The sequence below is a fragment of the Clostridium sp. MCC353 genome (genome assembly GCF_018785315.1).
Taxonomy (GTDB): domain Bacteria; phylum Bacillota; class Clostridia; order Lachnospirales; family Lachnospiraceae; genus CHH4-2.
Genome location: NZ_WQPN01000054.1, coordinates 1 through 24,780, shown reverse-complemented (window position 1 = coordinate 24,780; position 24,780 = coordinate 1). Strand labels below are relative to the sequence as shown.

The following is a 24,780-nucleotide window of genomic DNA, read 5'->3' as shown; positions in this document are numbered from 1 at the left end:
TTCATTCCTGTCACAAACTGCCGGATTCTGTTAAAATATCAAAAAGGCGCTTCTTATACAGCGCCTTTTTGATATCTTAACAGGAGCCCGGATGCACTCCCGGTCAAATTTTTCATGGCGTCAAGCGCCCCTTCCCGGCTGTCCTGCCGGACAAAACAGTATACCTTCATCTTAGGCTCCGTTCCACTGGGCCTTATGATCAGTTTCCCGCCGTTTTCCAGCCGGAATTCCAGTACATCCGCCTTCGGCAGATTTCCCACTCCCACCTGATAATCCGTGATACTGGCCACTTTCATCCCGCCGATTTGTTCAGGCCCTGCGGTCCGAAGAAGTCTCATGATGCGCTCCATGACCTGGGTGCCGTCCGCACCGTCAAAGTTAAAGCTCAGCAGTTCATTCTGATACCATCCGAATTCTTCATACAGCGCCTTCATCGCATCCCATAAGGTGAGGCCTCTTTCCTTATAATAAGCGGCCATCCTGCAGATCAGTACCACAGCATTCACCCCATCCTTATCCCTGACATGAGTCCCGGACAAACAGCCGCAGCTTTCCTCGAAGCCAAACAGATACCTGCCTGCTTCTCCGGCCTCCTCCAGTCTCCCGATCTGCTCGCCAATGTATTTAAAGCCCGTCAGTGTACGCCTCAATTCCACTCCATATTTTTTACATACCGCGTCTGCCATATCGGTGGATACAATCGTAGTGACTGCAACATCAGCCTTAGGGCCTCCATGTTTTTTCCCCCGCAGCAGACAAAGATAGTTTAGCAGCAGGATTCCGGTCTCATTGCCGGTCAAAAGTTTCCATTCATTCCCCTCTATAGCGGCCGCTCCCACACGGTCACAGTCTGGGTCGGTTGCGAGAAGCAGGTCCGGATGGAGTTTTCTGCAAAGAAACAGCCCCTTTTCTAAGGCCTGATGATTTTCCGGATTGGGGCAGGGACAGGTGGGAAAATTCCCATCCGGCATCTCCTGTTCCGGCACAACTCTTACCTCGATCCCTCCCAGTTTTTCCAAAGCCCGCATCACACATTCCCTGCCCGCACCATTTAAAGGCGTATATACGATTCGAAGCCGGGCACAGGAAGGTTCCGTCTCACCTTCCCGGCAGCTCCGTTCAATATAATCATTCAAAATATACCCGGGGATCATACGGATTCTCTTCTGCCTTATTCCTTCATCAAAATCCATAAAACCCACGTCCCTGAATAAGTCCACACAGTCCATCTCCGCCTGTATTTCCCGCACCTCTTCCGGCCTGATCTGGCATCCATCCCCTCCGTATACCTTAAAGCCATTGTAACTGGCCGGATTATGGCTGGCAGTAATACAGATTCCGCCATCGCATTTTAACTCACGCACCGCCCAGGACAGAGCCGGGGTAGGCTGAAGGCGGGGATAAATCCACACCCTGATCTCATTTGCCGCTAAAACGCCGGCCGCATACCGGGCGAATTCTTCCGATTTTATTCGGCTGTCATAGGCGATTGCCACACTGGCCGGACCGGATACAGATTTCTTCAGATGTTCAGCCAGTCCCTGGGCCGCCTTTCCAACCGTATATAGATTCATCCGGTTTGTTCCCGCCCCCAAAAGACCTCTGAGCCCTCCCGTCCCAAATTCCAGGTCACGGTAAAAACTGTCCCTGATCTCTTCCGGGGATTCTTTCATCTCGTTTAACAAAATTTTCAAATCTGACGGCATGGTCTTTTCTTCCCGCCAGAGATTATATTGTTCCCATACCTCCTTATGCATATCAGCCTCCATCGGGATTCAATAAACCCGCAATTCCCTCCACACCTTCTGAACTGTCCTGTAACGTTCTGGCAGCGCGCCGGAAAACGGGCAGTTGCTGGTGGTATAAACATAACCCGGCGCCTTCTTTCCTTCTGTTAAGCAGTACACAGCGCTGTCGATCAGCTCCTGCTCGGTTCCCGACTGGAGACCGGAACAGATGACATTTCCGCAAAGACATACTTTATCACCGGCCTTCTCCCGGATATCCGCCATATCGATCCCAGCCATGGGGTCCAGAGAGTGAATGGCATGGGGCCGGCACTCCACGATCTGATCCAGAATGGGCAGAATGTTGCCGTCCGTATGCTTGATCACATAAAACCCTTCTTTTTTCGCTTCTTCAATAATGCGGCCAAGATAGGGCTGAACGAATTCCTCAAACATTGCGGGTGAAAAAAATGGTCCTGAATTAAAACAGTAGTCAGAGCAGAGCATAAGCACTTCCACACCAGTCTGACGCAGCTTCTTATTCCTTTCCACCGCCGCTTCTGCTTTCATCCCAGCCAGTTTTTTCATCCCATCCGGGTCATCTGCCAAAGCATAGGAAAACTCATACATATCTTCTCCTGATGGAATTGCAAATGTACCGTCTCCCTCAAATCCCAGCATCATTTTCCCCTCTGCCATTTCAAACAGATACCGGTGCAGCCAGCGGGTTTCATCGGGCAGGTCCCCGTCCTCTGTCAGTTTTTTCCGGTGGGGGCCGTATGCCGGTATCACAGAATACTCCAAATCCGTGTAAACCTGAATCATATATTCGGCTAATTCATACATCCTGCCCTGCCTCTGGGCCTTTGAAAGCTTCCCAAGATTCTCCGGCCTTATGTCCTGGGTAATAAACTTTCTGCCGTATAATTCCTCCTCAAGCTGGAATTCCAGCTCAAAGGTGGGAACCTGATCAGGGCGGCGCAGATTTAATGCCGCCTCCATACGTTCCTTTGGTGTCATTTTATATACTCCTTTATTTGCACACAAAACTATTTTTCTTTGATATCCAGGTCTGTCATTACGATGGAGACTTTTTCTTTGATAAACTCCGAAGGCGTCATATGGGTATACTTACGGAACACGCCGTAGAAATGTTTCTCGCTGGAAAAGCCCACCAGTTCTGCGATCTCTCCAAACCTGTATTTTCCCGTCCCCATTAGCTGAATCGCTTTAATTACCCTGTACTGGTTTAAATAATCCAGAAAGGAATGGCGGGTGGTTTCCCGGAATTTGCGGGTCAGATAGCTGGAACTGACCTCCAGCCGGTCCGCGATGGACTCCAAACTGATTTTCCGGGTATAATTCTCATAAATCTCATTCAGGGCCGCTTCAACATAATAATTGCATGGATCATCTTTTACCATATGCACCTGAAGATTTTCGTCATCAACAGATACCCCGGTATCCTGTACCCGCTGCAGCAGTTTATCCAAAAGCCGTTCCCGTTTGATGTCTTCCGTTAACTGCTCCAGTGTTTCATACAGGGTCTTTTCATTGACCGGTTTCAGCAGATATTTTGATACTCCAAGGGTAATCGCCTGTCTCGCATACTCAAATTCCGAATAGCTGGTAAGCAGAATACTCCAAAACCGATATGTGTCAGATGCCGCGGAGATCATCTCCAATCCATCCATCAGAGGCATCCTGATATCGGCGATTACAATATCCGGCCGTTCTTTCAGGATCAGTTCCAGCCCTTCTTTTCCGTTCCCGGCCTCTCCGGCAACCACACAGTCCAGGGAGGCCCAGTCAATGGAATGTATTAACCCGGCCCGCAAAATCCATTCATCTTCCACAATGACCAAACGAATCATTTCACTTCCCCCTTCTCAGCCGGAAACCGGATGATGACCGAGGTTCCCTCCTCAGGCGAACTCTCTATTTGTACTCCGTATTCCCTTCCATATAAAAGCTGGATTCTCCGGTGTATGTTATATAAACCGATGTGCCTTGTGGTGTCATGTTCACGCTCTAACTGGCCCGTCACCTCTTCCAGTTTTTCCCGGTCCATCCCCACACCGTCATTTTTGATGGTCAGAACCAGCATTCCGCCGCAGAACACAGCATTGATATCAATGGTAAGAGTGGTCTGGGACCGGAATCCGTAATTGATGGCATTTTCGATCACCGGCTGGATTATCAGTTTGGGAACAAGACAGTCCAACGCTTCTTCCTCAATGTTCACCGACCATTTCAGCGCATCCCGGAACCGGTACTTCAGAATATCCAGGTAGTTCCTGGTATACTGCAGATCCTCATCCAGCCGCGACAGGGAATCCACCGTTCGTATACTGTAGCGCAGGATTTCCGATAGATCATCGATCATCTTCTGCGCTCCTGCCGGATCAAATACGGCCATATATTTGATATTTCCCAGGGTATTGTATAAAAAATGGGGATTGAACTGGGATTCAAGCTGTTTGATTTCCGTAATCACCGTCTGCCGCACCACTTCTTCATTGATCTTCATGACTTCTTTCAGTTCCGTCAGCATCCGGTTATACTCTTCCGCAAAGAGCTGTAGTTCATCCTGAGAATCCGCCTCCAGCCTGGTGTTTAAATCCCCTTTCCGCACTTTCCGCAGGGCCGCCACCATATCGTCCAGTATCTTGCTTTTACGGCGTGCAAACCTTTGGGACGTAATCAGCAGCAATGCGGTAAAAGCGGAAGCCACGGTCAAAAGCAAAATGCCGATATTAAAAAACATTTTATCCAGGTAATCGATGTCCATCATGACATAAACATTGATCTGCCCATCCGCCAGCCTGGATGACGTCACATACCGGCGTCTGCCGTCAACTGCCACCTTGCCGTTCCCGTTCCTGAGAGAGGAAATCAGCTTGTTATGCCGGATAAAATCATCGCTTATATTACCCGAAAATAAATATCCGAATTTATCCGCCACCACCGTTTCATAAGAAGAATTCTGTTTGAGAAGCTGCTGCAGATTCTCCCCCGGTAAATCCAGTATAATAAAACCCAGCAGTTGCCCATCCTGCCGGACTGCGCGCCCCACACACATGGAATAAGCTTTTCCCCATTGGGATGTGCATCTTTCCACTATCACACTGTCTGCATTTTCCGTCATTCGCCGTCCGATACCCAGTTTGGTAAAATTCTGCTCATTGATATAATCCGGAATCTGCGTTGTGGTTGTCATCATCACCTTACCGTCTGCGCTCACCACAAAACAGTGGGGAGACAGCGACGTTTCCCTGAGTTTTTTATATAGTTCCTCATAGAGTTTCTCTTTTTTAACCGTCTCACTGCCTTTTAATATCCCGCCAATCTCCTCACGCCCGGCAAAACCGTTCACGATTTCAGTATATTGTTCCAAGCTTTTTTCCAGTTCGTAAGAGATTTTTTCATTATAATCTCTATTATTTTGATAAAGGTCCCGCATAAATGACAGATAGAGCAGCGGATACCCCACAAATACAAGTACAAGCAGAGGCACCAGTGAATATAGAATAAAATTCTTTTTAATATCGTCCCAATAATGCCGGAATGTCCTCTCCATGCCTGTACCCGCTCCTTTTCAGAAATCTGATCCTGAATCCATTATACTATACATCCACACTTCTACGGCCCGATAATTTAAAGAAAATGACTAAAGACAGCACGGTGATTGCCGTTAAAACCGTAGACATGGCTGCTGCCGTCCCATAACCGCTCCGCAGAACTTCCGTATAGATGGCCACAGACATAGTGCGCGTGCCGCCCGTATAGAGGATCAGAGAGGCGCTCAACTCATTAATGATAGTAATCCAGCTCAAAACCGCGCCTGAAAACACCCCCGGCAGCATCAGAACCACTGTAATTTTAAAAAATGTCTTTAACGGCGAACATCCAAGGCTGATGGATGCCTCCTCCATGCTGGGGCTGATCTGGTACAGAATTGCCGCGCTGGAACGCAGGGTATACGGAAGCCGCCGGATCACATAGGCCAGGATAATGATAAAAGTTGTTCCGCTCAGCAGAAGCGGCTTCTTATTAAATGCCAGAAGCAGGGTGATGCCTAATACAGAACCAGGTAATATATATGGAAACATGGTGCTCATATCGATAAAGCCAGTGGCCGCATTGCGGCGTCTCACCGATATATAGGAGATAAATATGCCCAGCAGCACAACAATTGTGATAGCCACAGCGCCAAAAACCAAGGTATTGGAAATGGAGTCCGAAAGATTCTTAAAAACAGCGCGGTAGCTGTCCAGGGTAAATCCTCTCAGGAAACGGGACCCCTGGGTCTTCAAAAAAGAAGTGAAGATAACGGTAATCTGAGGCAGCAGCGCCAGGAAAACCACAAAATAAATCAACAGATGTACAACTGCGGATTTCCATCCATGTATGGCTTTCCGGGCAATGGGCCGCATGGAGCTCATTGTAAATGACAGTCTGTTTACCACATACTTTTGTATCAGGAACAAAACGGCTGTTATTAACACCAGAATCGTGGCCAGAGCCGCCGAGAAGTTGGCTGTTCCTCCCACCTCGCTGACAAATTCGTTGTAGATCACAACCGGCATTACCTGGAACCCTTCTCCGATGAGGCGGGGTGTTCCGAAGTCTCCCAATGCATTCATGAAAACCAACAGGGACCCGGCCAAAAGCGTCGGCAGAACCAAAGGCAGAATAATGGTATAGATATTTTTTAAAGCCCCGCAGCCCAGACTGCTGGACGCTTCAACCAGTGAGGCATCCACTTTCTTTAACGCTCCCGATACATACAGGAAAATAAACGGGAACAATTTCAGGGTCATCACCAGAACAATTCCACCAAAGCCGTAAATGCTTGGCGTTGTAATTCCAAAAACATTTTTGAAAAAAACAGTTATGGCTCCGCTCCGTCCCAGAAGCAGAATCCAGGAATAGGCGCCGATAAACGGCGGAGAAAGCATGGAAATGATGATCAGGATTTCCAACGCCGAGCTGAAATGTATTTTATAAAAACTCATAAAGTAGGCCAGGGCTGAGCCGGTCACTATTGCAATGCAGGTTACGCAGACCGCAATTTTCAAACTGTTGAATAAGGTCTGATAGTAATACTTCTTCCTGAAAAAACGGATGAAATTATCCATGGTAAACTGGCCGGTTTCAGGATTCTGAAATCCGGTAAGGAACAGGGAAAACAGGGGATAAATCAAAAACAGGATGAATAAAGCCGCAATTATGATGGTCACAGCCGTCCAAAAATCCATTTTTTTCTTCATTTTACTCATTCTTCATCACATCCTTCATCAGGCTTGCCGTTCCATCCTTGGTGAATACGTTGATCTTGGCGGCATTGGGGATCAGGCAGATTTTGTCTCCCTCGTGATAAAACGTGTGGGCAGTCCCCATATCCTGCACAAATTCATTGACAAGTTCCGGGTTCCAGCTCACATGATCTGCGAAGCGGACCTGGTAATTCATGTTCTGTCCTAAAAATGTGGCCTTATGTATTTCTGCTTCCAACCCTCCCTGCGCCACTGAAAACTCTTCCGGACGGACCGCCACAATGACCTCCATCCCGTCGGTAACCGAATCAACCAGATTATTCATCCTAACCTCAAAACCATTGGCGAAAACCACACTGCAAGTCCCGTTCTCCACATGGAGTTTTCCTCCCAGCAAATTGGAATGCCCGATAAATGTGGACACGAACACATTGGCAGGACGGCTGTATATGTCCCTCGGCCTTCCCATCTGCTGGATCACACCTCCGTTCATGACAGCAATTCTGTCAGAGATGGCCAGAGCTTCTTCCTGGTCATGGGTTACATAAACCGTCGTAATTCCCACTTCCTGCTGGATCTCTTTTATGACTGTGCGCATATCCACCCTCAGCTTTGCGTCCAGATTGGAAAGCGGTTCATCCATAAGAAGCACGTTGGGGCGGATCACGATAGCCCGGGCCAGGGCCACACGCTGGCGCTGGCCGCCCGACAGCTTTTCAGGCAGCCGGTCCTGATACTGGTCTATTTTTACGGTCTTCATAATCTCATCCGCTTTTTCCGCAATTTCACGTTTGGAGAGCCTGCGCAGTTTTAAACCGTATGCAACATTTTCTTTCACCGTCATATGAGGGAAAATCGCATAGTCCTGAAAAACCATGCCGATATTCCGCTTATTTGCCGGTATGTTGTTAATCACTTGGCCGTCGAATTTAATTTTACCGCCTTCCACAGAATTAAATCCTGCAATCATACGAAGCAGCGTCGTTTTTCCACATCCGGAGGGGCCTAATAAAGTGAAAAATTCTCCGTTTTTAATATGAACGGTCAGATCCGGTATTATGGTAATCTTACCATTGTCATACTGTTTCACCACATTTTCTATATCAATTCTAACACTCATGATCATTTCCCTTTTCAAGAGAATCTACAGCGCCAAAGCGCTGCAGATCCCATCAACTGCTGCCGTTAAATTAATCCGTAAAAATATCCTTAAACCGTTCCAGATAAGACTGGGTTTTTTCTAACGTTTGATATACATCTTCCACCAGAACATGCATTTCTGCAATATCCTTCATCCCTTCCGGAGCAGGAGCTTTGCCGTTTGCGCCCCGGGCGTTTAAGGTGGCCGAAGCTTCCGTCTGCACCTCTTCAGAAGTCACATAATCCACAAATTTCTTTGCATTTTCCAGGTTTTTGCACCCTTTGATAATCTGCACCGTGCTGGCCGAAACCAGGATGCCTTCTTTTGTGTAAACGGCTTCAACCGGATAACCGTCATTGATTAAATCCGTAACATATCCCTCATGTGTCAGCCCTACGACATATTCACCGTCCGCAACTCCTTTGCCCACTCCCGAAGAGCTGGAAAGCAGTTTTCCGTCCAGATTAGCGATAAATCCTTTGACAAATTCCCATCCTTTTTCTTCGTCCTCACCACCCATGGCCATGAGCATGTTGGTGAGATGCTGCATCCCTGTGGAAGACTGGGCCGGATCCACAAATGCGATTTTTCCCTTTAATTCCGGGTTCAGCAGGTCTTCGTATCCCTTAATCTCAATGTCTCCGATCAAATTCTTATTGATTATCAGGCAGAAGGGCAGTACATTATAACTGGTGATGGTCCCGTCCACATTTTTGCAGGAATCAATCTGCTGCTCCTCGTTTGCAGAAGTATAGGGTTCAAAATATTTTGAATAAGGCAGTACCACAGAAGGAGTTCCGCCAAACTGTACGTCCGCCAAAGGATTCTCCGCTTCCGCTTCAATTCGTTTCAGCAATTCTCCGGTTCCTGCTGAAACGATTTCCGTTTCAATTCCGGTTTGTGCTTCAAATCCGGATATGTAAAGATCGATCTCGCTCTGATCCGCAGCCGTATAAATCACCAATTTGCCTCCGCCTTCCGCTTTGCCGCTCTCTGGAGCCGCTTCTTTTTCCCCTTTGGCCCCTGCCGCCTCTTCTTTCGCCGCTGTCTCAGCTTTGGCCGTGGTCTCCTTAGCCTGGGTTTCAGCCGCACCATCCTTCTTTCCTCCGGCTCCGCAGCCGGCAACCGAGAACATCATACAGCCCGCCAACAGCATTGAAATCACTTGTTTCTTTTTCATTTAGAGTACCTCCTTTTGTTTAAGTTGTTATAATTCCCGCTCAACTTTTTCTTTTCTTTAGTATAATTGTATAAGAGTTGTGATACAATCCCGTTTCCGCCATAAATATCCTCAAAAATGAACTTTCCTATAAAACGAAAAACCGCCAGGTTAAACCTGGCGGCCGCATTCCATACACATAAATTGTCCCGGAACAATCTTTGCTCCGCAGATACACACTTTTTCCTCCGTATCATTATTAGAAACAGAGCTTTTCTTCTCCTCTTCCAGCAGTTGTTCCACACTAAGCCCGCAGTTGGGGCAGAACTTCAAATTCCTCTTCAGTTCCGTGCCGCAGCGGCAGGTGACCGTATCTCCCAGAACCGGGGTTCCGCAGTTGGAGCAGAACTTGGCTTTGCCTTCCAGCTTTGAGCCGCAGTTCACGCAGATGTTCCGGCCCTGCTTCATCTTTTCCTTTTCCCTCTCTTCGATTTGGTCATTGATCTCCTGGATTTCAGCATCAAATTCCATCAGCTTCTCCAATTCCTCAGCCAGTTCCTCAAAATCCAGCCCCTTTTCTTTATGGAGTTCGTAAGCTGCCATTCCCAAATATCCGAAATATTTCTGTTTTTCCTGAATCAAAGCCGTTTTACGCTGTTTTAAGGCCTTCACTGTGACCGGATTCTTATCCTGGCCGCCGGATGGTTCAGTAATCCGGCTCGTTATAGTTTCCGCCTTTCCTTTAATATGTCCAAATACCTGATTTATTCCAGCCATTTTATAAACCTCCTTTGTATTTAAAATTCTGCGCCTTTTTTGCCTAATCTTTTGTATTCCTCATAAAAAGCGCTTAAACGGCCGCCTATTCCCGACGCTTCTTCCATCTCCCTCTCCACAGCGGCCAAGGCCAGCCTTTGATTCAGAAATGCATAGTGTTCCTGGTACAAGTTTTTTATCCGCTCCTCTAAGCTCTCAAAGGATGATTGAACCATGTCCTCTAAATTGATTCCGCCTAAAAATCCGTTAATCTGCTCCTCCATACAGGCCTGAAGCCGGGTGACCAGCGAATTTTTACGAATCCGGTTAACAATAACCAGATAGATAAAATAGAGCCAGCCGAAAAAGATCAGCGTAAATATCAAGTCAACTCCAAAGGCCACTGCCTCAGAGCCCTCCTTTAACAGGGGCAGAACAAATTCCAGCACTTTTATAATTTCATCCATCGATTTTTCCCCATTTGCAGCGATCCACTCAAGCAGAGCATTCAAAATCTTCTCCGTCATGCTCTCCGACTGCAGGATATAGGTATCCAGTATGTATTTGCCAATATATATTATAATAGGAAGAAGCCGGATCAGATCGGTCATTCGCTTGTGCCCCCGGGCCGCATGTTCAACCTTCACTCCGCATTCCTGGGCAAATGTTTCAAACGGGGCCTGATCCAGTTTCAGATAATCCGCAGAAGCCTTTGCCTCCGATTGAAGCATATCGATATTCTTCCCCCCACTCTGATACCACTCCTTTTCACTGATCTTAAATTCCGGCAGCTCAGCCTCTGTAAGCTGCCTCTTTATCTGGCCGAAACACCTGTCATATTCCGCCATAATCTCCTGTACAAATGTCCCGGCCATGGTTCTCAGCCGGATATTAAAGTTCTCCACCTTAGACATGAATATCTTCCTGAAATTCTGCCGGTGTTTCATCTCCTGGTAATTCGCTTTCGCATCGCAGACGCCTCTCAGCTCCCCTTTCAGCAGATCGATCTCCGGCCCGGCTTCCATCGCCCGCTGCCGCCCCAGTCTGTAAACCTTGTCCTGGCACTGTGCCAGACGGGACTGCAGCTTTTTGACAAATGCTTCCCTGTCCGTCCTCTCTGCTGAGACCGCAGGCCTGCTTTCCTGCCCCATTTTCTGTTCCAGCAGACTTCCGACCCGTCCGAATTCCTTCTGCTTCTGCTCCTGCGTCAGACCGCTCATCATCAGTTCTTCCGTCTCCTCCAGAAGGTCTATTTCATGTTTATTCCAGTTTTGTTCCTGCCCGTAATCTTTTATCCTTTTTATCAATAACGCCGCTTCCCGCATCATGCTCCCTCCAGAGATCTCATTAAGTTTTCATATAAATATTCTGCTTCCCGCAGTTTTTCTTCCAATAAAGGAATGTTCCTGGAATCAATGTTGGTGGTCGTGCGGAACGGCATAAATGTCTTGTCCACCCCATCCAAAAGCCGGCCAAATACAAGGTCCAGACGCTCACCCAGTTCTGTGATCATCTGTTCCTCAATTCCGCTCACTTTATCCTTGAATTCCCTGACATATTTCTCCACATTCCTCTCGGCTTTTCCGTCATAAAGATATTCAAACAACTGCATGGCAGCATATACTCCGGCCGTCCCCATCACAAGGGTAAAAAGAATGGGCACCGTGGATAAACCTCCGGTAATAATCCCGCCCTTTATCAGACCTGCAGCGCTGCCCAGTATTCCGGCGGTGTTTTTCATATGTTCATACTGGTCCTTCTCCCTCTTCACCTTTTTATAAAGTTCCTCCGTCACGGAATACAGACTGGAAAATCCTTCATTGGAGGATTCGGCAACTTCAATCGCCCGGGTCACCGCGTTATGCTTTCCTTCCTGCAGCGTGCCGTAAAAACGGTCGTCCATCTCCAATATCTGCGGCCGGTTTGACAGCCGGTCCGTTATCTCTTCATAAGCCTCCTCCAGGTCCTCATAATACCACTGAAGCACTGCCTGAACCTTATTCTGGACCTTCTGGTTCATTATCCTCTCCCGCTTATCGATTTCATGCTGAAGCCATTCCATAAATACGGTTTTGCTGCTGGTATCCATATCATTTTGGATTTTATTGAAATCCAGCTTTTTTATGATACTGCTGCTGTAATCTTCGATTTCCTGATGGACAACGGTAAACACTTCCTTTTTTAACTTCTCCGCTCTCTCATTTTGATTGCGGTAAAATGAATCCATTTTTTCATTAATAAAAAGAAGAATCTTCCTATCCGCAGCGAACTGAAGGCTCCGCTTTTCAAATGAAACCTTTAAATCCCTGAACAGGGAGGTCAGTTCCTGAAGGTTTACCTCATTTCGTTCTATCTCCGGGTGTTCTCCGATTATGCTGTGTTTCATGTATGCCCGGACCATTTCCCGGTTCTCCCGCTGTTTTTCCGGTTCTCCTATCGCCGACATACAAAAAACAGGCGCCTCAATACCTGCTTCCAACATATATTTATGCAGTTTTCTTTTCTTGCTTTCGATAATTTCCGGCGGATACAAGTCGGTCTTGTTCAGAACGCAGATCACCTTTTTCTTCAGGCAATGGCGTTCAATAAATTCCCATACAAATGCAGACTGAATATTTTCCGCTGAAAATACGGCCAGGATCACTTGAGAATCCAGGCTCATCTCCTCGATCCGTCTGTCTCTGTAGAGCTCTTCCCCGCCCACATCCGTGAGCACAAGCCCCTTCAATTCCTCATCCGTTACAAATTTTCTGACAAATCCATCCGCCACCCGGATCTCAGCCTGGGCCGCGCCGAAACAGATCTCCACGATGCCGTCTGTTTTCTCCAGTCCGCCTCCCGTATTCTCCCACTTCCCGCATAAAAACATCTGGTTCAGCAGAGACGTTCTGCCCGACTGACGTTCTCCGATGACCATAATGCGGTAGGCTTTCACCATCTGCCTGACCGCTGACTGAATCTTTTCCTTCGTCTCCCGGTCATCTGTATCTTTTAAAATATCCGACAAATCAGACAGAAGTTTTTCAAGCCGTATCTTATCTTCACAAAAATAATTCAAATTGGATTCCATGAGTTTCTCCTCTGCGGACGATTAATCTATCTTCTGCTCATCATATTTTTACTGCTGACACGCTCTAATAAAGCAACAGTTCAGACGGCTCATCTTCTTGACCGAAAAGGCCGGTCAAAAAGCATCGGATGTCCATCCGATATGTAAAGTGATAAAGAAAACTGCTTACAAGCGAGCTTGACGCAGCTTTCTTTATCACTTTTCCCGCCGTCTGAACTGTTACCAAATAAATTATATACAATCTGTCATATTTTTACAAGTAGTTACAAGTTTTTGTAACAATACCTGCGAAAAACCGGTTATACCGATGGGGACTGCAGACAGGAAGTATTCCATTAATCATCAGCCATATAGGAAGAGAGCATTTTTAAAACACACTTACCCCGGGAATCAAGGATACAAAGATAATTTCCTCTCATAGTCACAACTACGTCCGGGGTGGCCAGATAGAGATATTCCTTCTCCTTTGACGCATAGATGATCTCTCCGTTGTCATCCAGAATCAGCTTGTCATCGCTGTCCCGGTCGGTTAACATCTTCCCCCGGTAGGGAGAGTAGATGATACTGTGCCGTTCCATTAGTTTCTGCCCGCCCCGGAACAGATAACATTTCCCATCCTCCTTGTCAGCCGTATCAGGATAGGTGCTGGCTAAAAACGTTCGGTCCGCCACCAGAGTGACCTCACTGTCCCGGTTAAACTTTCCTTCTAAGACAAACCGTTCGCCCTTTGCATTGTTCTCAACCACAATCTGGCCGTCTCCTGCGTACCCAAAATACCCATTTCCCAATACAAGGGTGTACCCGGTTCCGTCCGGAGAAGTGAGCACCTTTCCGTCGGCATCATGAACTCGTTTTACTCCGTCTGTTTCCTCTAAGTAGCAGAGTTCATTTTCGAAACACCGGATATCCAGGTCCGGCCCGGCCGTCACTTTCTTCTTCTCGCGGTCATAAATGATGCAGTCTTGATCATGGGCAAAAACGATCCATTTTCTGCCCAGCAGCATCGGTTTGTACGGAGTTGTTCCCTGAACGAAGGTGTTTCCGTCATTCCTATAGATATGAAGGGGATACTCCCATACGCCGGCAGGAATTTCCCTGCTGTCGAAAACATCCGTCCCGTCTATATTCCACATCACATAATTATCATCCTGAAATATCATAAAACCGCTGTTATAGCCGTAAACTTCGAATTTCAGCGTTCCATACTGTGTCAGATCGATATTTTTCACCAAATTCAGCGCACTGTCATAAATTTCCACATTCGTCCGGTCTATCCCATAACACCAAAAATGAGTGTCAAAAAATGATGTGCTGCTGCCTTCCAGCTCTTTTACCACCTTTCCGGCCTTATCGTAAAATGTCCATTTACGGTTTCCATCATCATCCCAAAGTTCGCATAGATAGAAACCGTTCCACTCCCTTATATAATCATAGATCAGCGGGACCATGACCTCATCCGTTCCAAATCTCACCACTCCTGACTGGCCGCTTTCATTATCAATCACCTGCACCGGCTGGTTTAGCTCCAGAATATCCACAAAATTATAGGAATAAGAATAAGGTTTCTCCTGATCCACAACGTTTAAATTCCGGTCTATAACCAGACTTCCCGCCTGGCCGCCTGTGATATCTTTATTCACGATCAGCCTTTCATTTTCACCAAAGGCCAGAACTTCCTTCCGGTCCTTCTCCTCTTCCGGGAACAGCTCCTTGGTTTCCTTCACGTCGCTGACCGCAACATAACCCATGCTTTCAACAAAAATCTGGCCTCCGCTGCTTGTCAGCCACTGAAATAGGCGGTAAGCATTGGAATCCACCGGTTCGTCCTTCCTGACAGCCGCATAAAATTCATTGACATAGGGATAGGTTCCGTTTCGGATCGACTGATTGTCAGGAGATACCTGATTCACTCCCATCAGCCGCAGCCCCGGCATGTTGTACATGTTGTGGGCATAGTAATAGACGGAGTATCCCAGTGCATTTTCTTCATTATTATAATCAGCCAGGGCTTCGATCAGTTCTCCCATCTCACTGGAAATCATCTCCGTCGGGGCCTCTGCCATCTCCCGATCCTTCATAACAAGTTTTTTCATCAAAGTCTGGCTGCCGGAACCGTCCGGCCGCTGAAATGCGGCTATCTCCTTATCCCGGCCTCCTACCTGGGACCAGTTGGTGATTTTTCCCGTATAAATGTCCGCCAGTTCTCCATCGGTCAGAGACTGAACCGGGTTTCCCTCATTTGTCAGGAATACAAGAGCATCCTTTCCAATAGGACGGATATCCAGTTCCACATTTCGATTCCGGGCCTCCTCAAATACGCTTTCCGCCGCTTCATAGGCGATCACCAGATCATTGTACCCATTAATCAGCCCCATATAGGAATTCGTCGTTTTGTCATGAACAATGTCCGACGCCGCCTCTTCCTCCGTTGCCCCTGTGGACAGACGGTAGAGGGCCTGTGACAGCGGAATGGTGGCGGTGGAACCGTTGACCTTAGGATAATCTTCTCTGCTCATGAGAGGAACCCCTAAGACGCCTTCTGACGGTTCTGGGGATGATGTCCCCTTTGAATCCGCTTCTTTTTCATCCGCTTCTTTCGTATTCGATTCTTTTGTATCCGATTCCTTTATATCCCTCTCCCCGGAATGCTCCGCCTTTGTTATAGAATCTGAACTTTGTTCACCGGAACCGGATTCAAGTTCCCCGGTTTCAGATGTTTCTGTCTGAATCGGCTCTATGATCTCTTTCACCCTTCCAGCCTGACATCCTGCTGCGGACAGCAGTGCGGCGGACAGAATCAGCGGTAGCAGTCCATGTCTTTTACTCATATTAATCCTCCTTTCCGGAGCGTTTTTTTGCGCAAATTCTGCGCCGCGCAGGCACACGGCAGACGCACAGCAGGCATACAAGACATACAATGAGAATTTCGGATTCTCAGCTGCGATGCAAATTTACGGCTCCGATGCAAATTTTGGTGTAAAAAATAAGCTATCAGGATTATTTTTCACACTGCCTCCCCTTCCTGGCTTGCCTGCGTTGTTTTTAAATTGGCAGACAATATTGTGATTAATTTTATTATACAGGATTTTAAGGGGTAAAACTTTACTATTTTATTACTATTTATCACAGAAACTATCTAATACAGAACATAAAGCTGGTTATCACGGCAGTAATTTGCTACAATAAAAGAAAATTCTAAGGAGAAGATGATGGATATTTGGGAAACTTTATACTGTGAAGCGAAAAAGGTGCAGAACCGGAGAGTTATATCTCCGTTTATAAACGGCGGAGGTGTCGCATCAGCCATATTAACCCAGGCCGGAAACATTTATGTGGGCGTCTGTATCGACACTTCCTGCGGATTGGGAATGTGTGCGGAGAGAAGCGCCCTAGAGCGTGTTTGAAAATTCATTTCCGCCATCTGCACGTCCCACTTTGCGGTATATTTGCCCCGAATTCAGGTTACATAGCCCGCTATGCGCCCTTCATTCGGGACAAATCTCCCACAAACTGTGACGCACATCTGACAGAAAGCAATTTTTAAACACGCTCTAGCGAATATGATAACATATGGTGAACATAAGATTGACAAAATAGTTACGGTTTATCCGGACGGAAGGGCTGCGTCGCCTTGCTGCGCATGCCGGGAGTTTATGATGCAGCTGGATTCCAGCAGTAAGGATATTGAGATTCTGATGGATTATGAAAATAGAAGGATCGTGACTCTGAAGGAACTGGTGCCTGAATGGTGGGGGAATGACAGATATGAGGACTGAGATTGTATTCCAATGAACAGCATATTGGTGCGGACCATACGAAAACGGAACTCCGGAGCATCCGCGGTCGGTCAGCTTGTTTTTATCGCAGATCACGGAAATGTCCGGTTCCACCCAGTTTTTATCATCAGCGTCCAGGTTGGCAGCGAACGGAGCAGGTATGACCTCGCAGTCACCATGGCTGCTTTTGATATAAGAGCCAATAGCTTGTGTAAATTCAGAAATTATTTTTTGATGTTGAAAGCTGGGAGGTGCCATGGAATAGAGTTGACCGTCAATCAGTTCCGCCCGTTCGCCTTCCGGTTGGTTCCAGTAATCTTCGGATGTGTAAGTTCGTGATGGGGTAATGACATAAAGGACACTTCCCTTCTGAGTTTATTATGTATACTCAAGTAATAGGTTCAACAATTATAGGCTAAGTTATGTAAAAATTGCAACTATGTTCTAGGGATGGGAAGCCTTTGCCTGTACGATTCGCAGAAAAGTTGATTCTATATATCCAGATTTTAATGCGGCATGCATATATGTAATGTAAACTAAAAATGGAGACAACAGGACTCGAACCTGCGACCCTCTACACGTCAAGCAGATGCTCTCCCAGCTGAGCTATGTCTCCATGGGATTATTATAAGTGATAGTGTGGTATTTGGCAAGGAAATCTGCGTTTAACGCTAAAGAAATAGCGCTACATGGTAACAGTGCTCATAAAACAATATAAAATTAAAAATTCCCGTAGTAGGAAAGACTTTGCTGCTTAGTTTAATTTTAAACAGAGAGTTTCTGACGGCCGAAACCATATCAGAAGCTCTCTATTTATATGCATGAGATCACAGAATTGTAAACATGCCTTCCAACAGCAGCCAGTTGGCCAAAAATAACCGCATACTCTGTCAATAACCTGCGCCAGAAAGCCCATACTCTTTAATCAGATCAAATTATGCATCCATTCTATTGTGCCATTCAGCCTTTTGATTTCTTCCTCTAATTTTTCAATATCATTCTCCATCTTTTTCACAATCGGACAGATGGTGCACCGCTCCTTTCCGCCATTTTTCCAAATGATCTCCGCTACGGTACGAATATCACGTTCTACACATTTCCAATCTAGTCTTGTACTTTTTTTCAATTTCCGGATAAAGCTGCTTTGTGACATATTTCAGACGATCTTTGTCCTCAATTACTAAATCTACCGCATGAATTGTGTAATCGTCGAAAATGAGCCGGCACCGATCAAAATCATACTATATTGGAAGAAAGAGCGGGGAATTTGCTTCCTCACTCTTTCATTTTATTGATACATAGAAAAATAACACATTTTGAGACAGATGAGCAATCTGTCTGTTTGTCATACCCTAAATTTCCCCATTTCGTCCTATCCCCTGCATGTCTCACACAGGAAACTGTTTATACCCTCTATTAAGCCTGTTACACCACTATCTGATAACGAATAGCCTCTGATGATCATCATAAACTAAATGACATTGGCCGTGAACAGTAACTATATTTTGTCATTTGTGATATGATTATAATTTTCAGTAGTAATACTATAAAAAACAATATTTTGTATAAAATAAACAATTCAATAGAAAAAAATCAATAATAATTATAAAAAAAGCTTGAAAAAGCGAAATATTAATGATACTATTGATATTATCACAAAAGCAAAATTTCAATGAAGGAGGGGATTGAGATGACAAAGCATGAACGTATTTTCAACCTGCTGGAAGGAAAGGATACAGACAGGCCGCCGGTGGGGTTCTGGCTGCACTTTCCGGATACCATGCATCATGGAGAGGCGGCAATTCAGGCTCATATAAATTTTATGGAGGAGACGGATACAGACATTCTGAAGATTATGAATGAAAATATCCTATATGACGGGGAGAGCATCATTGCCACGGAGAACGATATTCACAAATTCAGGGGGTTTTCCAGAAAAGATAAAATTTTTAAAGATCAGATGGAAATCATAAAACGAATTGCGGATTATTCCAAAGGCAGGTACCCGATTGCAGCTACCATTCATGGACTTCTGGCATCGGCTTTTCATGAGACTGGTTTTTCCGGTCAATTTACAACCAAGGGTGGAAATCTGGCACAGTTCTGTAGAAGCAGACCCAGGGAAATGAAGCAGGTGTTTGAGATAATTACTCAGACCCTGATGGAATTTTCCGACTGTTCCCTGGAAGCAGGGGCGGAGGGAATCTTCTATGCTGCTCTTGGAGGAGAGCGCCATTTCTTTCAAGGGGAAGAATTTGAAGAATTTGTAGCTCCTTTTGAGCAGAAGATATACGCACATATCAAAAACACCACAAAATTCGACATACTGCATATCTGCAAGGCCAATATAGATTTTAACCGGTATGTAGATCTGCATCCTTCCATTGTCAACTGGGGGGTTAACGGAAACCAGTTTAGTCTGTCGGATGGAGCCAGGCTGTTTCAGGACAGTATTATCCTGGGCGGCTTTCCGGACCGCCATGGTGTCCTGGTAGATGGGACACAAGAGGAGATTGTATGCCACACCAGAGAAATTTTGGAGCAGATGAAAGGGCATCGGCTGATTATAGGAGCGGATTGTACACTTCCTACGGAAATTTCCCATGAAAGAATCCGGTGGGTGGTAAATGCAGTGGAAGGAGAAGCCTATGGCCGATGATAAAACATGTTCCTTAAAAGATTTCGTATATAAGCAGATTATAGAGATGATCTGCAGAGGTACCCTGACCGCAGATACCATTATCACGGAAAACCAGATGATTGAGCATTTCAAGATGAGTAAATCCCCCGTTCGTGAAGCTCTGCTTCAGCTTTGCAATGAAAATGTCGTAAAAAATATCCCGCGCCGCGGCTATCAGGTGGTTCGTATTTCTTCCAGGGATATTCAGGATCTTATTGAACTGCGCCTTTATCTGGAACTGTCCAGCCTTCCAAAGGCTACCAGCCAGATGACGTCGGAGCGGCTGCTGCAGCTGAAGGATTTAAATCACAGACGTTTGTCCGAAGGCAGCGCCAAAACAATATGGACTGCGTGGAACAACAACATGGATTTTCATCTGACCCTGACGTCTTTCGCTGAAAATGAGTTGGTTGCCTCTGTTCTGGAAACTGCCCTTTCAACCTGTACCAGGGCTTATGCACAGCTTTATAACTTGAGAAGTTCTGTGATCGCACATACCAGCGTAAACTACCATGACCGAATTGTTGAGGCGTTGGAACAACACAATGTATATGAGGCCTACGAATATCTGAAGAAAGATATTCTGTTTATGGAACAGGAACTTCTTAACGCTTCCATTATTTGAGGAGAAGAACTGCATGATAAGAAGATGGATAGAGGGGCACAAGGACGAATTTGTAAATGATATGATGGACTTTTTCAGGGTCAAAAGTGTCAGTGAGCTGCAGGAAGGCAGCTATCCATTTGGAGAAGGATGCAGTGGAATGTCTTCAATATATTTGGAAGGCTTTTGAAAAATTTGACCAGGGCTTGGTGGGGGGATGGTCCGTACTGACAGGGGGAAAATCATACAGTCCATCAACCTTCGGTATCCTACAGAAAACAGTCAGGAGCATATGGCCCAGTGGGTGGAAGAGACAGCCGCTGGTTATGGCTGGGAGAAAGTAAACTTAAAATACAATCCGGGATACCTGATTGATCCAGAAGACCCCAGGATTCAGCGTATGACTAAAATCTGCAATCAGGTCTGGAACAGAAGATTTGAGATTTATACAAAGTCCCTGATGGAACTGGATGAAATGATAGATTAAAAAAAGGAGGAAATAAAAGATGAAAGCAAAAAAATTAACAGCAGTTGTTTTAGCATGCTCCATGCTGGCCGGTATGGTGGCTGGATGTAGTACTTCTTCTGGTTCGGGAGAGACCTCGCAGCCAGAGACGCAGAAGGCTCAGACGCAAAGTCCAGATAAGGAGACAGAGGCCGGAAGTACCAGCGGGGACCACGAACCTGTTACACTGCGTTTTTCCTGGTGGGGAGGCGATGCGCGGCATGAGGCCACGCTGGAAGCGCTTGACAGTTTTATGGAAAAATATCCGTGGATTACAGTAGAACCGGAATATGGTTCGTTTTCAGGCTGGGCTGAGAAAGTTTCTACTGAGTTGGCCGCAAAGACTGCACCGGATGTAATGCAGTTGAATTGGAACTGGATTTACGAGTTCTCAGTGGATGGAAGCAAGTTTGTAGATTTGTACAACTATAAGGATGTCATCGATCTGACCCAGTATGATGAGAGTGTGTTGAGTGAGTGCAATGTGGCAGGAAAGCTTCAGGCATTACCGGTAACTGTGTCGGGAAAAGTATTTTACTGGGATAAGACAACCTTTGACGAGGCGGGAATCGGGATTCCGGAAACTTTTGACGATTTGATGGCGGCCGGCCAGATTTTTAAGGATAAGCTGGGAGACGAATACTATCCCATGGCTTTGTACGAATATGAGAGAATGATGTTTATGGTTTATTATCTGGAGTCCAAGTATGAGAAACCATGGGTTGTGGACAATCAGTTAAATTATACCATGGAAGAGCTGAAAGACGGATTGGACTGGATGAGGTCACTGGAGGTTAACCATGTGATGCCAACAATTCAGGAATTGAAGTCAAGCGGCTATGACACGGTAGACCAGCATTCCAGCTGGGCGGATGGTAAGTTTGGCGGCTACTTTGACTGGGATTCTTCACAGTCAAGATATACCAATGCGTTAAAAGAAGGAAGAGAGACTGTGGCAGGTGCTTACTTAAAGGGATTTGGAAAGAAGGACGCAGGCATCTACAAGATTACCAGTACCTTTGGAGTCACAGAAACCTCAAAGCACAAGGACGAAGCGGTTCTTTTGATCAACTACCTGGTGTCCGATCCTGAGGCAGTTAAAATATTGAACACAACCAGAGGAATTCCGGTCAATAAGGAAGCTGTAAATGTTCTGGAAGAGGCCGGACTGTTGGAAGGACTGACCTATGAGGGATATAAGATAGGAATGGCAAGCGCCTACTATCCTTTGGACCCTTATTTTGAAAATGCAAAGCTCAAGGACAGCACCGGTGCCTACTATGAAGTCATGGAAGGAATCAGCTATGGAGATGACACTGATGAGCTGGCTCAGTATCTTCTGGACAGCATCAATAAGGCATATGGGGAGAAGAGGGCTGACTAAACATGAAAAGAAAGCATTGGCTAAAGGGAAATGTAGGATTTTTATACATACTGCCCTGGCTGATAGTATTTCTGATTTTTAAATTATACCCGTTTGGTTCGTCGCTGGTATACAGTTTTTCGGATTACCAGCTGTTTGATGGCATCTTAAAGTGGGGAATTTTCAACTACATTGATGTTTTTATATGGCAGTTTGGGTCAGCCATGGTAATCTTTCTGGCGGCGCTGAAAGGAGTTGTTTGCCACAGAAACTTATTTTGTATTTATGCTGATACAGTTTTTGCGGGGGATTCCGGGTGAATTAGAAGAAGCAGCAAAAATTGATGGCTGTAACAGTTTTATGACATTGATTTATGTGATTGTGCCCATGCTGAAACCGGCGCTGTTTTCCTGTAGTCTGTTTCAGTTTATGTGGACATCCAATGATTTTATGGGACCGTTGCTTTATGTATCCACACCCGCCAAATATACAGCATCTATTTTTATAAAGCTATCCATGGATGCAGACACGGGCTTTAACTGGAACCGGATTCTGGCTGCATCGTTGATTTCTATTATCCCGTCACTGGCGGTGTTTTTCCTGGCACAGAATCAATTTATTGATGGCATTGCAGCAGGCGGGGTTAAGGGGTAAGAATGAAAGCGGTTGCTGTTCACGGGCCGCTGCGCGCCGAAATCATAATCTTTAAATTGACACAATTCGACTTAGAGGCTATAATCTCATTGGGGGATATGAGTAGGTTCACCTACATATTCGGATATTTTTCCGTATAATTATGGCCTCCATATCACAAACAAATATATTACACTCAGGAGGATTCTAACATGCACGCGAAGTTATCTAATGCATCCGGTCAGGTAAAAGAAGTAAAAATCGGCTTTTCCTGGACCACCTTTTTCTTTGGCTTCTTTGTTCCACTTTTACGCGGGGATTTTGTATGGGCTCTCATCATGTTCTTTGCAGCAATTATCGTGGGATTTTTCACCGCTGGTATTGGCGGTCTTGTGTTCAATATCATCATATCTGCATTTTATAATAAAATTTACACACAGGGCCTTATTAAAAAAGGGTTCTCTCCTGCCTCTTCAGCAGATGAACAGGCTTTGAGAAGTAAAGGTTACCTGGTTTAATTGTTTAAAAAGAGAGTTTCTGACGGCCGAATCCGTATCAGAAACTCTCTTTTTATATTCATGGAATTACAGAATTGTAAACATATCTTCCAACAGCAGCCAGTTAGCCAAAAATAACCGCATAATCTGCCAGTAACCGGCGCCCGTAAGCCCATACTCCTTTATCAAATCGAATTTCGCCTTCATGCTCCTTACATCTTCAAACCATACCTCATGCTGAATCCCATACTGCCAATAACGGAAATAAGGCGCCATAGCAGTTTCATCAAAATAGATATTCACTCCATGGTCAATGGCAGTCTGCACCGCCTCCCTGTTGCTGATTGTAACCGCTTTCGTCTCTCCCCTCACAAATGGAAGGGGCCAGTCATATCCATAGTTTGGAATTCCCAGGCTGATTTTTTCTCTTGGTATCTCCGTCAACGCATATTCTACCACCCGGCGGACCATGTTGATCGGGGCAACGGCCATAGGAGGACCGTATGTATACCCCCACTCATAAGTCATCAGCAAAACCCTGTTGGCCGCCTCGCCTAACAACCGGTAATCAATGCCTTCGTACAACAGCCCCCTTTGGTCTCCCGATGTCTTGGGAGCCAAAGCCACTGAAACCGGATATCCGAACAGGTTCATCACCTGGGTCAGCCGCCTTACAAAGTCTGCAAAATTAACCCGATCCTCTGCCAGAACATACTCAAAATCCACGTCAACGCCGCCAAATCCTTTCTCCAGCATTGTACGGCCCAACTCCCAGATCAAATGTTCCTGGACTTTGGGATTTTGCACTAAAACTGACACCAGGTTATTATTAAACCTTCCATCAGCGCCTAACGGCGTTAACGTCAAGATGGGGCGCACGCCTGCGTCTTCGGCTTTTTGAATCATCCAGTCATCGGATGCCATCGGAGGGATCAAATCACCTTCTATTGTAAAGCCATAGGAAAAAACCGACAGATCCGTCAGAAAAGGAAGGGTTTCACTCAGTGTATCCGCTTCAATAAATGGATATGCATACCCATTTACTTGAAGCGGCGGCTTATCACCCATATTCGGATAATCGTCAATTAAAACCGCCTGGCCGACAGCCAGACGGAATGGATAGGCGATTTGATTGTCCAAAATGAGTGTTTCAACGGGAATTCCAAATTTCTCCGCAATCGAATCCACACTATCTCCCCGCCTGACAACATATATATTCATTCCGTCACCTATCATATCATGTTGGTTATAGTATATGTTGAAAACACCCTGCCGGTTACGAAATATCACCTTATTTTTACTCAATAGAACACTTTCTTACTTAAATAAAAAAGACCCCTGTTTCCAGGAATCTTATCTAATAAATAGTTTTATCGAACAAACAATACATACATCTAACACTGCCATATATGTATCCACACATATGTACCCTCAAAACCACACACTGAATTATATATCACCCACGACATTCCTGCCGTTCCATCCGTTCCGGTTCTTACACCGGTTCCTCTTCCTAAACCAACTTGGTTAAGCCCTCGACCGATTAGTAACAGTCAGCTGCACATGTTGCCATGCTTCCACCTCTGCCCT

The 24,780-nt window shown here is 45.9% G+C and carries 20 protein-coding genes, 1 tRNA gene and 5 pseudogenes; 10 read left to right on the top strand and 16 right to left on the bottom strand.

All coding sequences use genetic code 11. The features are described 5' to 3' along the window. Nucleotides 1-53 precede the first annotated feature (53 nt). The 11 genes from GPL15_RS10990 to GPL15_RS10940 form a co-directional block, all read right to left on the bottom strand. The gene (locus tag GPL15_RS10990; protein WP_215698721.1) at nucleotides 54-1,757 is read right to left on the bottom strand and encodes a phospho-sugar mutase; all 1,704 of its coding nucleotides are present in this window, start codon (nucleotides 1,755-1,757) and stop codon (nucleotides 54-56) included. Nucleotides 1,758-1,775: 18 nt separating this feature from the next. After that, the gene (locus tag GPL15_RS10985; protein ID WP_215698720.1) at nucleotides 1,776-2,747 is read right to left on the bottom strand and encodes a uroporphyrinogen decarboxylase family protein; all 972 of its coding nucleotides are present in this window, start codon (nucleotides 2,745-2,747) and stop codon (nucleotides 1,776-1,778) included. A gap of 29 nt (nucleotides 2,748-2,776) precedes the next feature. Further along, nucleotides 2,777-3,601 (bottom strand): response regulator, encoded by an 825-nt coding sequence (locus tag GPL15_RS10980; RefSeq protein ID WP_215698719.1) that lies wholly within the window; start codon nucleotides 3,599-3,601, stop codon nucleotides 2,777-2,779. Further along, nucleotides 3,598-5,307, bottom strand: a complete 1,710-nt coding sequence (locus GPL15_RS10975; RefSeq protein WP_215698718.1) for a histidine kinase — start codon at nucleotides 5,305-5,307, stop codon at nucleotides 3,598-3,600. The genes GPL15_RS10980 and GPL15_RS10975 overlap by 4 nt, the downstream gene beginning before the upstream one ends. A gap of 46 nt (nucleotides 5,308-5,353) precedes the next feature. Continuing rightward, a complete protein-coding gene (locus GPL15_RS10970) occupies nucleotides 5,354-7,009 on the bottom strand; it encodes an iron ABC transporter permease (RefSeq protein WP_215698717.1) in 1,656 nt (551 codons plus the stop codon). Continuing rightward, entirely contained in the window at nucleotides 7,002-8,126 is a 1,125-nt protein-coding gene (locus tag GPL15_RS10965) for an ABC transporter ATP-binding protein (RefSeq protein ID WP_215698716.1), read from the bottom strand. The genes GPL15_RS10970 and GPL15_RS10965 overlap by 8 nt, the downstream gene beginning before the upstream one ends. Nucleotides 8,127-8,196: 70 nt before the next feature. After that, on the bottom strand, nucleotides 8,197-9,327 hold the full coding sequence (locus tag GPL15_RS10960; RefSeq protein ID WP_215698715.1) for an extracellular solute-binding protein: 1,131 nt from the start codon (nucleotides 9,325-9,327) through the stop codon (nucleotides 8,197-8,199). Nucleotides 9,328-9,477: 150 nt separating this feature from the next. Continuing rightward, the gene (locus tag GPL15_RS10955; RefSeq protein ID WP_215698714.1) at nucleotides 9,478-10,083 is read right to left on the bottom strand and encodes a zinc ribbon domain-containing protein; all 606 of its coding nucleotides are present in this window, start codon (nucleotides 10,081-10,083) and stop codon (nucleotides 9,478-9,480) included. A 20-nt stretch (nucleotides 10,084-10,103) separates the two neighbouring features. Further along, the gene (locus GPL15_RS10950) at nucleotides 10,104-11,390 is read right to left on the bottom strand and encodes a hypothetical protein (RefSeq protein ID WP_215698713.1); all 1,287 of its coding nucleotides are present in this window, start codon (nucleotides 11,388-11,390) and stop codon (nucleotides 10,104-10,106) included. Further along, on the bottom strand, nucleotides 11,387-13,132 hold the full coding sequence (locus tag GPL15_RS10945) for a GTPase domain-containing protein (RefSeq protein ID WP_215698712.1): 1,746 nt from the start codon (nucleotides 13,130-13,132) through the stop codon (nucleotides 11,387-11,389). Before GPL15_RS10945 ends, GPL15_RS10950 begins: the two co-directional genes overlap by 4 nt. 335 nt (nucleotides 13,133-13,467) lie before the next feature. Then, entirely contained in the window at nucleotides 13,468-15,960 is a 2,493-nt protein-coding gene (locus GPL15_RS10940; RefSeq protein WP_215698711.1) for a substrate-binding domain-containing protein, read from the bottom strand. A 381-nt stretch (nucleotides 15,961-16,341) separates the two neighbouring features. Here GPL15_RS10940 and GPL15_RS10935 point away from each other — a divergent pair. Continuing rightward, nucleotides 16,342-16,524 (top strand): annotated as a pseudogene (locus tag GPL15_RS10935) (cytidine deaminase); the annotation flags it as partial. Here the strand turns inward: GPL15_RS10935 and GPL15_RS27985 are convergent. Next, nucleotides 16,461-16,616 (bottom strand): annotated as a pseudogene (locus GPL15_RS27985) (DUF6783 domain-containing protein); the annotation flags it as partial. The pseudogenes GPL15_RS10935 and GPL15_RS27985 overlap by 64 nt on opposite strands. Between GPL15_RS27985 and GPL15_RS27980 the strand changes: the two are divergent. Further along, a pseudogene (locus GPL15_RS27980) lies at nucleotides 16,593-16,676 on the top strand (DUF6783 domain-containing protein); the annotation flags it as partial. The pseudogenes GPL15_RS27985 and GPL15_RS27980 overlap by 24 nt on opposite strands. A gap of 16 nt (nucleotides 16,677-16,692) precedes the next feature. Continuing rightward, a complete protein-coding gene (locus tag GPL15_RS10930) occupies nucleotides 16,693-16,908 on the top strand; it encodes a hypothetical protein (RefSeq protein ID WP_215698709.1) in 216 nt (71 codons plus the stop codon). Between the two features lie 75 nt (nucleotides 16,909-16,983). Here the strand turns inward: GPL15_RS10930 and GPL15_RS10925 are convergent. The 3 genes and pseudogenes from GPL15_RS10925 to GPL15_RS10915 form a co-directional block, all read right to left on the bottom strand. Beyond that, nucleotides 16,984-17,256: pseudogene (locus GPL15_RS10925) on the bottom strand (Uma2 family endonuclease); the annotation flags it as partial. 195 nt (nucleotides 17,257-17,451) lie between these two features. Then, nucleotides 17,452-17,524: transfer RNA gene (locus GPL15_RS10920), tRNA-Val, on the bottom strand. 309 nt (nucleotides 17,525-17,833) lie between these two features. Beyond that, nucleotides 17,834-18,034: a hypothetical protein gene (locus GPL15_RS10915; protein ID WP_215698708.1), complete on the bottom strand. Its 201-nt coding sequence runs from the start codon at nucleotides 18,032-18,034 to the stop codon at nucleotides 17,834-17,836. Between the two features lie 564 nt (nucleotides 18,035-18,598). Here GPL15_RS10915 and GPL15_RS10905 point away from each other — a divergent pair. The 7 genes and pseudogenes from GPL15_RS10905 to GPL15_RS10875 all read left to right on the top strand — a co-directional run bounded on the left by GPL15_RS10905 (nucleotide 18,599) and on the right by GPL15_RS10875 (nucleotide 23,211). Next, nucleotides 18,599-19,567: a uroporphyrinogen decarboxylase family protein gene (locus GPL15_RS10905; RefSeq protein WP_252198306.1), complete on the top strand. Its 969-nt coding sequence runs from the start codon at nucleotides 18,599-18,601 to the stop codon at nucleotides 19,565-19,567. Then, entirely contained in the window at nucleotides 19,557-20,213 is a 657-nt protein-coding gene (locus GPL15_RS10900) for a GntR family transcriptional regulator (RefSeq protein ID WP_215698707.1), read from the top strand. The genes GPL15_RS10905 and GPL15_RS10900 overlap by 11 nt, the downstream gene beginning before the upstream one ends. 13 nt (nucleotides 20,214-20,226) lie before the next feature. Continuing rightward, entirely contained in the window at nucleotides 20,227-20,382 is a 156-nt protein-coding gene (locus GPL15_RS10895) for a hypothetical protein (RefSeq protein WP_215698706.1), read from the top strand. Nucleotides 20,383-20,409: 27 nt separating this feature from the next. After that, nucleotides 20,410-20,679 carry a hypothetical protein gene (locus tag GPL15_RS10890; protein ID WP_215698705.1) on the top strand — a complete coding sequence of 90 codons (270 nt, stop codon included), beginning with the start codon at nucleotides 20,410-20,412 and terminating at the stop codon, nucleotides 20,677-20,679. Between the two features lie 19 nt (nucleotides 20,680-20,698). Further along, nucleotides 20,699-22,081: an ABC transporter substrate-binding protein gene (locus tag GPL15_RS10885; RefSeq protein WP_215698704.1), complete on the top strand. Its 1,383-nt coding sequence runs from the start codon at nucleotides 20,699-20,701 to the stop codon at nucleotides 22,079-22,081. A gap of 234 nt (nucleotides 22,082-22,315) precedes the next feature. Continuing rightward, nucleotides 22,316-22,714: pseudogene (locus tag GPL15_RS10880) on the top strand (carbohydrate ABC transporter permease); the annotation flags it as partial. 191 nt (nucleotides 22,715-22,905) lie between these two features. Then, the gene (locus tag GPL15_RS10875) at nucleotides 22,906-23,211 is read left to right on the top strand and encodes a DUF2628 domain-containing protein (protein WP_215698703.1); all 306 of its coding nucleotides are present in this window, start codon (nucleotides 22,906-22,908) and stop codon (nucleotides 23,209-23,211) included. Nucleotides 23,212-23,277: 66 nt separating this feature from the next. On the opposite strand, the gene GPL15_RS10870 is transcribed toward GPL15_RS10875, so the two are convergent. Next, a complete protein-coding gene (locus GPL15_RS10870) occupies nucleotides 23,278-24,411 on the bottom strand; it encodes a glycosyl hydrolase family 18 protein (RefSeq protein WP_215698702.1) in 1,134 nt (377 codons plus the stop codon). Nucleotides 24,412-24,780: the final 369 nt, after the last annotated feature.